Source organism: Actinacidiphila acidipaludis, assembly GCF_019890725.1.
GTDB lineage: Bacteria > Actinomycetota > Actinomycetes > Streptomycetales > Streptomycetaceae > Actinacidiphila > Actinacidiphila acidipaludis.
In genome coordinates, this window is the sequence record NZ_JAINZZ010000007.1 from 123,776 (window position 1) to 136,229 (window position 12,454).

The 12,454-nt window shown below is 74.8% G+C and carries 10 protein-coding genes; 2 read left to right on the forward strand and 8 right to left on the reverse strand.

The annotated features are described in order from the left end of the window. Positions 1-91: 91 nt before the first annotated feature. The 3 genes from nirD to K7862_RS08865 are packed head-to-tail and all read right to left on the reverse strand — an operon-like array spanning position 92 to position 4,424. Positions 92-484 carry a nitrite reductase small subunit NirD gene (gene nirD, locus K7862_RS08855; RefSeq protein ID WP_222961894.1) on the reverse strand — a complete coding sequence of 131 codons (393 nt, stop codon included), beginning with the start codon at positions 482-484 and terminating at the stop codon, positions 92-94. Further along, complete coding sequence (gene nirB, locus K7862_RS08860) at positions 481-3,147, reverse strand: nitrite reductase large subunit NirB (RefSeq protein WP_222961895.1); 2,667 nt, start codon at positions 3,145-3,147, stop codon at positions 481-483. Before nirB ends, nirD begins: the two co-directional genes overlap by 4 nt. Before the next feature lie 2 nt (positions 3,148-3,149). Then, positions 3,150-4,424, reverse strand: a complete 1,275-nt coding sequence (locus K7862_RS08865) for an NAD(P)/FAD-dependent oxidoreductase (RefSeq protein ID WP_222961896.1) — start codon at positions 4,422-4,424, stop codon at positions 3,150-3,152. A gap of 203 nt (positions 4,425-4,627) precedes the next feature. On the opposite strand from K7862_RS08865, the gene K7862_RS08870 reads away from it, so the two are divergent. Continuing rightward, positions 4,628-5,326: a cysteine hydrolase family protein gene (locus K7862_RS08870; RefSeq protein ID WP_222961897.1), complete on the forward strand. Its 699-nt coding sequence runs from the start codon at positions 4,628-4,630 to the stop codon at positions 5,324-5,326. Continuing rightward, a complete protein-coding gene (locus K7862_RS08875) occupies positions 5,323-6,243 on the forward strand; it encodes a GlxA family transcriptional regulator (protein WP_222961898.1) in 921 nt (306 codons plus the stop codon). The genes K7862_RS08870 and K7862_RS08875 overlap by 4 nt, the downstream gene beginning before the upstream one ends. A 60-nt stretch (positions 6,244-6,303) precedes the next feature. On the opposite strand, the gene K7862_RS08880 is transcribed toward K7862_RS08875, so the two are convergent. The 5 genes from K7862_RS08880 to K7862_RS37425 all read right to left on the reverse strand — a co-directional run bounded on the left by K7862_RS08880 (position 6,304) and on the right by K7862_RS37425 (position 12,280). Then, positions 6,304-7,839 carry an alkaline phosphatase family protein gene (locus tag K7862_RS08880; protein ID WP_222961899.1) on the reverse strand — a complete coding sequence of 512 codons (1,536 nt, stop codon included), beginning with the start codon at positions 7,837-7,839 and terminating at the stop codon, positions 6,304-6,306. A gap of 224 nt (positions 7,840-8,063) precedes the next feature. Continuing rightward, a complete protein-coding gene (locus K7862_RS08885) occupies positions 8,064-8,546 on the reverse strand; it encodes an OsmC family protein (RefSeq protein ID WP_222961900.1) in 483 nt (160 codons plus the stop codon). Position 8,547: 1 nt separating this feature from the next. Then, a complete protein-coding gene (locus K7862_RS08890) occupies positions 8,548-9,192 on the reverse strand; it encodes a GntR family transcriptional regulator (protein ID WP_222961901.1) in 645 nt (214 codons plus the stop codon). A 66-nt stretch (positions 9,193-9,258) separates the two neighbouring features. Beyond that, positions 9,259-11,364, reverse strand: coding sequence for a molybdopterin oxidoreductase family protein (locus tag K7862_RS08895; protein ID WP_372461532.1), 2,106 nt, complete (start codon positions 11,362-11,364; stop codon positions 9,259-9,261). A gap of 187 nt (positions 11,365-11,551) precedes the next feature. Continuing rightward, entirely contained in the window at positions 11,552-12,280 is a 729-nt protein-coding gene (locus tag K7862_RS37425; protein WP_308011907.1) for a SanA/YdcF family protein, read from the reverse strand. Positions 12,281-12,454 lie beyond the last annotated feature (174 nt).

Genomic DNA, 12,454 nt, shown 5'->3' on the forward strand with positions numbered 1-12,454 from the left:
CGCCCCCGACGCGCCTGCCGGGACATCGGAGGGGATGTCCCGGCAGGCGCCCCCGCAGCGGTGGGCGGCCCGCGACGGGGGCGGTGCCGTCTCAGCGGACCCGCAGCGGATAGCTGGCGACGGTCACCTCGTCGTCGTCCAGGCACCGCCCGTCCGCCAGCGCGAACCGCTGCTTGAGCAGCGGCGAGGCGACGTACGGCTCCCCGCCCGCCGAACCCGTCAGGCCGTGGCACAGGACGCCCGCGCCGGTGAACGGGTCCACGTTGCCGATCGCGTACAGCCGTCCGGTGCTGTCCTTGAAGACCGCGGCCTGCGCGCCACCGGGCAGCAGCGCGGCCACCCCGTGCCCGGGTTGCAGGGCATCGGTCCCGCACACCGCGAACCAGCCTGCGGGCGTGAGGAGTTCGACCGTCCCGGCGCGGGTCTCGGGAGCGGTCCGCGCGGCGACCGGAGAGGCGGGCGCGAGGTCAGTGATGGCGGTCATGCGGTCACCGTTTCTGTGCGGGCCGGCAGCGGCTCCGGCCGGATCTGGTCACGTTCGGGAACGAAGCGGACGGTGGGGTCGGGGGTGCCGGGCGCGTTGACGAAGGACACGAAGCGGCTCAGCCGCTCGGGGTCGCCGAGGGTGTCCGCCCACTCGTCGCGGTAGCCGGCGACGTGCGCGGCCATCAGGGCCTCCAGCTCGTCGCAGATGCCCAGGCTGTCGTGCACGACCACGTCCCGGACGTGCTCCAGGCCGCCCGCGATCCGCTCCAGCCACACGCTGGTGCGCTCCAGCCGGTCGGCGGTGCGGATGTAGAACATCAGGAACCGGTCGATCAGCCGCACCAGTTCGGCGTCCGAGAGGTCCTTGGCCAGCAGGTCGCCGTGGCGCGGCGTGGCCCCGCCGTTGCCGCCGACGTACAGGTTCCAGCCGCTCGCGGTCGCGATCACCCCGAAGTCCTTGCTCTGCGCCTCGGCGCACTCCCGGGCGCAGCCGGAGACCGCCGACTTCAGCTTGTGCGGCGCGCGCAGGCCCCGGTAGCGCAGCTCCAGGTCGATGGCCATCCGCACGCTGTCCTGCACGCCGAACCGGCACCAGGTCGACCCCACACAGGACTTCACGGTCCGCAGCGCCTTGCCGTAGGCGTGCCCGGACTCGAAGCCGGCGTCGACCAGCCGGGCCCAGATCACCGGGAGCTGTTCCACCCGCGCGCCGAACAGGTCGATCCGCTGCCCGCCGGTGATCTTCGTGTAGAGGCCGAAGTCACGGGCCACCTCGCCGATCACGATGAGCTTCTCCGGGGTGATCTCCCCGCCGGGGATCCGCGGCACGATCGAATAGGAGCCGTTCTTCTGCATGTTGGCGAGGAAACGGTCGTTGGTGTCCTGCAGCGCGGCCTGTTCGCCGTCCAGCACGTGCACGCTGCCGCCGATCGCCGGGGCCAGCGACGCCAGGATCGAGGCCACCGCGGGCTTGCACACCTCGCAGCCCTCGCCGCCGCGGGCTTCGGGCCGCCCGTGGGCGTCCAGCAGTTCACGGTAGGACGTCAGCCGCAGCGCCAGCACGATCTCGTAGAGCTCCGCGCGGGTCTGCGCGAAGCAGGCGCACAGTCCCTTGTCGACCGCGACGCCACCGGCCTCCAGCTCCGCGTCCACGAGCTGCCCCAGCACCTTCAGGCAACTGCCGCAGCCCGTCCCGGCCTTGGTGCACTTCTTCACCTCGGCCACGCCGGTGCACGCGTGGTCGGTGACCGCGCCGCGGATCGCGCCCTTGGTGACGTTGTGGCAGCTGCAGATCACCGCGTCGTCCGGCAGCGCGGTGGGGCCCAGGGAGACCGGCGCGCCCGCGCCGGCCGGCAGCACCAGGTGCTCGGGCGCGACCGGGGGCACCGTGCCGGTCAGCGGGCGCAGCACCCCGTACGACTCGACGTCGCCGACCAGCACACCGCCCAGCAGCGTGCCGTCCGCGCCCACCACCAGCTTGCGGTACACGCCCGAGCGCGAGTCGGAGTACAGCACGTCCAGGGCGCCGTCGGCGGTGCCGTGGGCGTCGCCGAAGCTGGCCACGTCCACACCCAGCAGCTTCAGCTTCGTGGAGGTGTCGGCGCCGGTGAAGCCGCCGTCCTGGCCGCCGGGGCCCGCGATGGTCCGCGCGGCGGTCTCGGCCATCTCGTTGCCCGGCGCCACGAGGCCGTACACCCGGCCGTCGGCGGCCAGCGCGCACTCGCCGATCGCGAAGACCGCGGGGTCGGAGGTGCGGCAGGACGCGTCGACCACGATGCCGCCGCGCTCGCCGACGTCCAGGCCGCAGGCCCTTGCCAGGTCGTCCCGGGGCCGGACGCCCGCCGAGAACACCACCATGCCGGCGGGCAGGTGCGAGCCGTCCGACAGCGCCATGCCGTCGACCCGGCCGGCGCCGTCGGTGGTGATCTCCTGCGTCCCGACGCCGGTGTGCACGGTGACGCCCAGGCCCTCGACGCTGCGCCGCAGCGCCGCGCCGCCGCCCTCGTCGACCTGCACCGGCATCAGCCGGGGCGCGAACTCCACGACGTGCGTGTCGAGTCCGAGGCCCCGGAGCGCACCGGCCGCCTCCAGCCCGAGCAGCCCGCCGCCGACCACCGCGCCGGTGCCGACGCCCCGGGCGTACCTCTCGATCGCCAGCACGTCCTCGATCGTGCGGTAGACGAAGCAGCCCTCGGCGTCCTTGCCGGGCACCGGCGGCACGAACGGGTAGGAGCCGGTGGCCAGCACCAGGACGTCGTACCGGACGCTCAGGCCCGAACGGGCTGTCACCGTGCGGGAGTCGCGGTCCACCGCCACGGCCGGGTCGCCGACGTGCAGCTCGACGCCGTGCCGCGCCATGAAGCCGTCCCCGACCAGCGACAGCGACTCGGGGCTCGCGCCCTCCGAGAAGTACGAGGTCAGGTGCACCCGGTCGTACGCGGGCCGCGGTTCCTCGCACAGGACGACGACCCGGGCCCGTTCGGTCACCCCGTGCTCGGCCAGCGCCTCCAGGAAGCGCTGGCCGACCATGCCGTGGCCGACGAGCACGATCACCGGGCGCGGGACGGCCGGGTGATCGGCCGGGCACAGGACCGGCCCGGGCTGGGGCTGCTCGGCGGTCAGGTCGAAGGCACTGGTACTGGCGGGGGTTGGCGTCGTCATGCTCAGAGACCTCCGTCGTTGGTGAGCAGATGGATCAGGGGGGCGGCGGGCAGCGCCTCGTCGCCCTCCCAGGTGCGGGCGACCGCGCCGACGGCGGCGAGGTCGCCGAGCAGGATGCCGCCGACCAGCCGGTCGCCGCGGACCACGACCTTGCGGTACGCGCCCCGGGTGGCGTCGGCGAGTTGCAGCACGTCGTCGCCGGCGGCCGGGACGGGATCGCCGAAGGCCGCCAGGTCGAAGGGCCCGCGCGGCCCGGCGCCCGGGGCGGCCCGCCCGCCGTGCAGGGTCAGCCGGGTCAGCGCCCGGGTGCCGTCGTAGCGTGGCGGCTCGTCCGCCGGGGCGCCGGCGGCCTCGGCGGCGAGCACCCGTGCCAGGACGTCCGCCTGGTCGCGGGCCGCGCCCGCCAGGCCGTGCACCACGCCGTCGTGCTGCGCGCAGTCGCCGATCGCGAAGACGGCCGGGTCGCCGGTGCGCAGCCGGTCGTCGACGACGATCCCGCGGTCCACGGTGAGCCCCGCGGCCAGCGCCAGGCCGACACGGGGACGCACGCCGCAGGCCAGCACCACCAGATCGGCCTCCAGGCGGTAGCCGTCGGCCAGTTCCACCGCCCGCACGCGTCGGCCCGCGGTTCCGTCGTCCGGCTGCGTGCGTATCCCGCGCACCCGGCACGCGGTGTGCACCTCCACGCCCTGGCTCTCCAGATGCTGGTGCAGCAACCGCGCGGCCGCCGCGTCGAGATGGCGTTCCATGAGGTGCTCGGCCTGCTGGGCGAGCACCACCTGGCTGCCGCGTGCCGCCAGCGCCTGCGCCGCGGACACCCCGAGCAGGCCGCCGCCGACGACCACGGCACGCGTGCCGGGACCCGCCGCCGCTGCCAGAGCCAGGCAGTCGTCCATCGTGCGGAACGCGTGCACGCCGGTGGGCAGTTCGCCGGACTCCACGGTGAACAGGCCGCGCAGCGGCGGCAGGACGGGGTTGGAGCCGGTTGCCAGGACCAGCCGGTCGTACGCCGTCTCGTGCCCGTCGTCGCAGACGACCCGCCGCCGCGCCCGGTCCAGCCGCACCGCCCGGCGGGGCGGTCCCGGCACGGCGCCGCCGCCCGGCAGGGCGATCAGCTCGGGCCCGTACCGCCCGGCCAGCACCTCGGCGAGCAGCACGCGGTTGTACGGCGCGTGGCTCTCCTCGCCGATCACGGTGACCCGCACGGCGTCGCAGGGCGCGAGCTGCTGGGCCAGGCGCGTCCCCGCCATCCCGCCGCCGATCACCACGATGTCCATGCCCACGAGGGTGCGCGGCCGCTGTTACCCGGCCGGATCACCGCCGTTTCCCGCGGGCAACGCTGCGCTCATCACCGCACAGCGCGCGCTGTGAGCGCGTGCGGGCTCCCGCCGTGCGGTCGCCTGGTCGGTGACCGGATCGTTCCGCTGCCGGGCACGATCATGTCTACCCTGGGCGGGTGCCGCCCAGCCAGGATCGGACCATGACCTCACCGCAGCAGACGGCCGAACGGGCCGACGGACAGACCCCCGAGCAGACCGCCGCGACCCACGCCGCACCCGCCGCCCAGGCCGGGCCGGGCGACCCCGCAGCGGGAACGGACACCGCGCTCGTCGTCATCGACGTCCAGGAGTCGTTCCGGCAGCGGGAGAGCTGGCAGGCCGCGTCCGACCCCGAGGTGGCCGTCCAGGTCGCGCGGCTCGTGGACCACGCCCGCGCCCACGGCCACCTCGTGGTGTGGGTCCTGCACGCCGAGCCCGGCAGCGGCACCGTCTTCGACCCGGCGGGCGGCCACGTCCGCTACATCGCGCCGCTCGCCCCCGCCGACGGGGAGCCGCAGCTCACCAAGACCTCGCACAACGCCTTCACCACCACGAACCTGCAGCAGATCCTCACCGAACGCGGCATCCGCTCCCTCATCACCTGCGGCATCCGCACCGAGCAGTGCGTGGAGACCACCACCCGGCTCGCCTCCGACCTCGGCTACCGCGTCACCTTCGTCGAGGACGCCACGGCGACCGAGCCCATCGCGCACCCCGACGCCCCGGCCGGCCGGCCGCTCGCCGAGGTCCTCGCCGACCCCGCCACCCTGATGCCCGCCGACATCATCGCCCGCACCCGGTACGCGCTCGCCGGGCGCTTCGCCACCGTCACCACCGTCAAGGAGCTGACCGGATCGTGACCCACGTCGTCTTCCTGCTCGTCCCGCGCCTGCACCTGCTCGACCTCGCTGGCCCCGCCCAGGTGTTCTCCACCGCGGAGGACCAGGGCCTCGGCTACACGCTGTCGTACGTGGCCGAGCAGGAGGACGTGCCCACCGCCCAGGGCCTGCCGCTGCGGGCCGGGGCCGAGTGGCCCCGGCTCACCCGCGACGACCTCGTCGTCGTGCCGGGCTGGCGGTCCCCGACCCTGGCGGGCACCGGGCCGCTCACCGACGCCACCCTGGAACGCCTGCGGGCACACCACGCTGCGGGCGGCACCGTCGCCAGCGTCTGCGCGGGGGCCGACGCCCTGGGCCGGGCCGGCCTGCTCGACGGACGGCGCTGCACCACCCACCACGACGTCCAGGACGAACTCGCCCGCCGCTACCCGCGGGCCGCCGTCGTCCGGGACGTGCTCTACGTGGTCGACGGCCCGGTGATCACCTCCGCGGGCATCGCCAGCGGCATCGACCTCGCCCTGCACCTGGTGGCCGTGCGCCACGGGCCGGGCGCCGCGGCACGCGTCGCCCGGCAGATGGTGGTGTACGCGCGGCGCAACGGGGACGAGCGGCAGGCGAGCGCGATGATGCGGCACCGCGGGCACGTCAGCGACGCGGTGCACCGCGCCCAGGACGTCATCGACGCGCGCTTCACCGACCGCCTCGCCCTGGCCGAACTGGCCGCCGGCGCCGGGCTCAGCGAGCGGACGCTGACCCGGCGCTTCGCCGCCGCGACGGGGCTGACGCCGCTGCGCTACCAGCAGGAGCTGCGCACCGAGCGGGCCGAGCATCTGATCGCCCAGGGCGTGACGGTCGAGTCCGCGGCCCGCGCGGTGGGGTTCCAGGACGCGCGCATGCTGCGTCGCCTCCGCTCGCGCGCGGGCTCCCTCTCTTCCTAGGCGCCTCCCGGGCGAAGCCTGGGGGACCCCGCGCCCCTGATCAGTGGGGGTCGGGCGGGGTCAGGGGGTGGGGAGGGTGGAGGCGGTGACGGCGACGTCGACGGTCTGCCAGCCCACGCTGCCGTCGGGGCCCTCCGCCTTGATCCGGTAGAAGCCGGGACGGCTGAAGGTCGTGGTGAAGGAGGCCCAGCCGCCGGTGAGGGTGACCGTGCCGGGGAAGTTCGCCGGCACCGCGACGCCCTTCGGGGGGATCATCGTCAGGGTCACCGGCCCCTGGGCGGCCGCGTCCAGGGTGAGCCCGCTCCCGTTCGCCTCCAGGTAGAAGGTCGCCGGCGCGTTCTGCTTGGGGATGGGGGCGTGCGAGGTGTCCATGCCGCCGCGGAAGGCGAGGGTGTCCTTCGGTGCGACCGGCATCCGCGGCGCGGGCAGCGGCGCCTGGCCGAAGTCGAACGCGTCGCCGAGGTCGTTCTGCTGGGCGTTGAGGTGGTTCAGCGGCGGCAGGCCCCACTGCTTCTGCATGAACGACAGGATCGACATGTTCGTCGTCTCCTGGTGGAAGACGCCCGGGCGCACGTACGGGGAGACGATCAGCGTGGGGGTGCGCTCGCCGTAGCCGAACGGGTGGACCGGCCGCGGCGGGACGTGGTCCCAGAAGCCGCCGCCCTCGTCGTAGGTGACGAACACCGCCGTGGAGTCCCAGTACGGGCTCTTGGCCACCGCGTCCACGATCTGCCCGATCCACGCGTCGGGGTTGCCGAGGTCCTCCTCCGGCTCGCCGCTGTAGTCGACGCCGGGGCGCACGAACGAGAAGTCCGGCAGGCTGCCCGACGCGACGTCGCCGAAGAACCGGTCAGCGGTGGACAGGTCGTTCAGGTCCGGCGGGACGATCTTCTCCCAGATGGTGCCCGTCAGGTGGGACCGCGGCACGCCGTAGTACACCTTGCCGGTGCGGCCGTGGTCGGCGAGTTCGTCGAAGATCGAGTTCCAGGGCCGGGTGTCGTCCGGGTCGAGGTTGTTGTACATCCAGCCGTGCGCGTCGGCGTTGAGCGCGTACATCACGTTGGGCTGGGTCGGCGCGACGGCCGGCTGGAAGTTGTGGTCCTCCAGCGCGTAGTTCCCGGCGAGGTACTGCTGGTTCGGGGTGAACTGCGGCCCGAACTCGGTGATGGACGCCATGCCGTTGGCCGGGACCATCGTGTAGTGGTCCATGAGGTAGCCCTGGTGGGGCGCGTAATCCATGGACATCTGCACGGCGGCACGGCTGTTGTCGATGCCCGCGTAGACGTCGCCCTCGTTCGGCGAGGCCCAGACCGGGCTGACGCCGGGGGCGGAGTCGTACGTGGCCTTGGGGTTCTGCAGCGTGGTGCCGGCCGGGATGCCGTCGGCCCCCGGGAAGGAGCCGAAGAGGTTGTCGAACGAGTGGTTCTCCAGCATGACTTCGACGACGTGCTTGATCTTCGACGGGCCGCCGTGGGCGGCGGCCGCCGGCGCGCCGGCCGGTGGCGGCGCGGCGGCGATCTGCGTGGTCAGGCCGACGAGCGCGGCGATCGTCCCGGCGGCCGTCACGAGCCGGGTGCGGGTGAGAGGCAGGCGCATCCACTTCTCCCTGGAACATCGGGGTGCGGGGCCCTGACTCCGTCCGGCCCCGGCGCGAACCGGCCCAGGCTCCACCCTCGACGCGAACAGGGCCAGGCCGCGGTCCGGCGAAGCCGGGGAGGCTTCGTGAACCGGATCGTCGCCAGTGGCCCGACCTCTGCCGCCGCGCCCTCGTGAATGCCGATGTTCCCTGCCAGGGCGGGAGTCGGGGGCGCGGGTGGCGGTCAGCCCTCGGCGACGGTCACCGTGGGCTCGTGCTCCACCGGGAAGTTGACGGAGTTCGCGATGAAGCAGAGGTGGTGGGCCTCGGCGTGGAGGGTGCGGGCCTTGTCGGCCATGTCGGGGGAGGCGACCTCGACATGGGGGTGCAGGAGCGCGCGGGTGAAGTGGCCGGCGCCGCCGCCCGTCTCCTCCATCGTGCCGGTCGCGCGGTCGGTGTAGGCGGTCACCACGACGCCGTTGACCGCGCACACGTGCAGGTACGACAGCATGTGGCACTGGGAGAGCGCGGCCAGCAGCAGCTGTTCGGGGTTCCAGCGGTCGGCGTCCCCGCGGAAGTGCGGGTCGGCCGAGCCGGCGATCGCGGGCAGCCCGGCCGCCGCGACGTCGTGGGTCCTGCGGTAGGACCGGTAGGAGTCGGTGCCGGTGCCGAGGTTGCCGGTCCAGACGACCTCGGTCTCGTACGTGTGCTGCCGGGCGGAGGGCATCTCAGTCGCTTCCTTCCCCGAGGGTGTCCATGACGTGGGCGCGGGCCGTCGCGGCGGCGTCGGCCGCCCGGCCCTCGCGGATGGCGGCCAGCAGTTCGCGGTGCTGGGCGTTGACGTGCGCCGGGCGGTGCGGCGGCTCCAGGGACGCGCGGGTGGAGACCACGATCTGGTCCCACAGGCGGTCCAGCGCGGCCGAGGCGACCGGGTTGGCGGCGAGCTCCGCTATCCGCGTGTGGAACCGGCGGTTGTGGCCGACGGCCCGCTCGAACTCGCCGGCCAGCGTCGCCGACTCGGCCTCCTCGGCGTCACCGACCAGCGCGGCCAGGTCGGCCGGCGCAATGCGGCCCTGGGCCTGGCGGACGGCGGCGAGCTCCGCGGTGAGCGCCTCCAGTGCCGCCCGCACCTGATAGGCGTCCCGCAGCGCCGCGGCGTCCAGCGCCACGACCTGCACGCCGCGCCCGGCGGACCGCACCAGCCCGTCGGAGACCAGCGCGCGGAACGCCTCCCGCACGGGCGTACGGCTCATCTCCAATGACTCGGCGACCTCGGTCTCGGTCAGCCGCTGGCCGGGCGCGTAGGCGCCCGCGACGATCAGGTTCCGCAGGCGCGCGCGGGCGGAGTCGGTGTGTGAGTCGGTCTGCCGCACACCGCCAGCCTACGTCGCCGTATGCATTGCATGCAATGTATGCAGAGTGCGGAACCGCGGCCGCCCTCAGCTGGGGTCGTCCCGGGCCCCGTCCCCGACTTCGGCCCCGACTTCGGCCCCGACTTCGGCCCCCACTTCGCCTGAGGCGGCGCTCCCCTCCGCCTCGACCCGCACCGCGCACACCTTGAACTCCGGCATCCGCGACGCCGGATCCAGCGCGGGATTGGTCAGCGTGTTCGCCCGCCCCTCGCCCGGCCAGTGGAACGGCATGAACACGGTGTCCTGCCGGATCGCCGCCGAGATCCGGGCCGGCGCCACCGCCCGCCCGCGCCTGCTGGTCACCGCCAGCAGTTCGCCGTCCGCGACTCCCAGGCGGGCCGCGAGCCGCGGGTGGAGCTGGACGAACGGCCCCGGCTCCGCCGCGTTCAGCTCCCGCACCCGCCGGGTCTGCGCCCCGGACTGGTACTGCGCGAGGACGCGGCCGGTCGTCAGGTAGTACGGGTACTCCGGCGACGGTTCCTCCGCGGACGGCCGATGCTGGACCGGGGTGAACCGGGCCCGCCCGTCGGGCGTCGCGAACCGGTCGAGGAAGAGCCGCGGCGTCCCCGGCGCGTCCTCGGCGGGACACGGCCAGAACACCCCGTCCTCGGCGGCGATCCGCGCGTAGGAGATCCCGGCGTAGTCGGCGGGGCCGGCCGCCGAGGCGCGCCGCAGCTCGGCGAACACCTCTTCCGGATCGGTGGGGAAGCCGTCGTCCCGGCCCAACCGCCGGGCGAGCTCCGCCAGCACCTCCAGGTCCGACCGCACACCGGGCGGCGGGTCGACGGCCCTGCGCCGCAGGATCACCCGCCCCTCCAGATTCGTCGTCGTGCCCGTCTCCTCGGCCCACTGCGTCACCGGCAGCACCACGTCGGCCAGCGCCGCGGTCTCCGACAGCACGACGTCGCACACCGCCAGGAAGTCCAGCGCCCGCAGGCGTTCGGTCACATGGGCTGCGCGCGGCGCGGAGACCACCGGATTGGAGCCCATCAGCAGCAGAGCGCGGACGTCCCGGCCGAGCGCGTCCAGCAGTTCGTACGCGCTGCGGCCCGGCCCCGGCAGGTCGTCCGGGCCGACGCCCCACACCGCGGCGACGTGGGCGCGGGCCGCCGGGTCGTCGAGCTTGCGGTAACCGGGCAACTGGTCGGCCTTCTGGCCGTGTTCGCGGCCGCCCTGCCCGTTTCCCTGCCCGGTCAGGCAACCGTAGCCGGACCGGGGACGGCCCGAACGGCCGGTCGCCAGGCACAGGTTGATCCAGGCGCTGACGGTGTCCGTGCCCTTCGCCTGCTGCTCGGGTCCCCGCGCTGTCAGCACCATGGAGTCGGCCGCGTCGCAGAACATCGCGACGGCTTCCCGCAGTTGGGGCACGGGTACGCCGGTGATCCGCTCGACCAGCTCCGGCCAGTGCGCCATCACCCCGGGCAGGGTTCGCTGCCAGCCCGAGGTGCGGGACGCGATGAACTCCTCGTCCAGTCGCCCCTCGGCCACCACCAGGTGCAGCAGGCCCAGGGCCAGCGCCAGGTCGGTGCCCGGACGCGGCTGCAGGTGCAGGTCGGCCTGCTCGGCGGTGCGGGTCCTGCGCGGGTCGACCACGATCAACCGGCCGCCGTTCTCCCGCAGTTCGGTCAGATAGCGCAGGGCCGGCGGCATGGTGTCTGCCAGGTTCGAGCCGACGAGGATCACGCAGCCCGTGCGGGCCACGTCCTCCAGCGGGAACGGCAGCCCGCGGTCCAGCCCGAACGCGCGCTGGTGCGCGACGGCCGCCGACGCCATGCAGAACCGGCCGTTGTAGTCGATCTGCGAGGTCCGCAGCACCACCCGGGCGAACTTGCCCAGCGCGTACGCCTTTTCGTTGGTCAGGCCGCCGCCGCCGAAGACGCCGACCGCGTCCCGGCCGTACGCCGCGCCGGCCCGCAGCAGACCGTCGGCCACCCGGTCCAGCGCCTCGGACCACTCGGCGGGACGCAGCACGCCGTCCGTGCCCCGCACCAGGGGAGAGGTGAGCCGCGCGGCGGGCGACAGCACCTCGGCGGCGGTGCGGCCCTTTCCGCACAACGCCCCCTGGTTCACCGGGAAGTCCGGGCGCTCCAGCACCTCGGCGGGGGCGCCGGCGCCGCCCGGGCGGACACGCATCCCGCACTGCAGGGAGCAGTACGGGCAGTGGGTGTCCACGGCCTGGCGGCGGGCCGGACCGGCCGGTTCGCCGGGGGCCGCGGGACTCGTGGAGGGGCCGGTGGCCGGGGGCGCGCTCATGCGCCCAGCCTGCGGGGACGGTGTTTCGCTCCGCCCTCCCGCCGGTTACACCGCGGGCACGCGGGCCTCAGCGCCGTCCGTCGGGCGTTGTGAGGGCCCGCGCCACGCCGTTCTCGTGCGGCCCGAGGAACCGGGGGTCGGGCCTGACGGTCATGTCCAGCACCGCCTTGCCGTCGGCCAGCATCTCCCGCGCGCCGCCGGCCAGCCAGGTCACGTCGTGCGGCTCGTCGACGCCGACGCCGTACGCGTCGATCCCGGCGGCCGCGCACAGCGCCAGGGCCCGGCGGATGTGGAAGCCCTGGCTGACCAGGACCGCACGGTCCACGCCGAAGACGCGCCGCGCCCTGCTGCACGAGTCCCAGGTGTCGAACCCGGCGTCGTCCACCACGATCCGGTCGCGCGGGACCCCGTGCGCCGTGAGGTAGGCGCGCATGGCGCCCGGTTCGTCGTACGACGTGCGGCTGTTGTCGCCGGTGACGAGCAGCACGCGGACCTTGCCCGCCGCGTACAGCCGGGCCGCGGCGTCCAGGCGGTGCGCCAGGTAGGGGGACGGCCGCCCCTGCCACAGACCCGCGCCGAACACCACGGCCACCGGCTCGGCCGGCACGTCCGCCTCCGACCGCACGCGCGGATCGCCTGCCAGCCGCACCCAGGTCGCGGGCAGCAGCGCGAGCACCGCGGCGGCGACCAGCAGCCGCACCGCCCGGCGCCGCCCGGCCCGGGTCCGGGGAAGACGCACGCGGGACCGCAGCCGGGCGGCCGCCGCGGAGAGCCAGTCCGTACGGGGACGTCGCACGGGTCCGCCTTTCGCCGGGGACGCGGGTGTCACGATGATCGACGCGGGGGCGCGGGCCGTGGTTGCGGGGCGCTCGCGCGCGGCGAGTCCGGGTGGGCGACCTGGGGGCGTCCCCGGGCCCGCGGGCCTGGTACGGCAGCAATCCCGCCGGGCGGACGGCGCCCGGCACCCCGG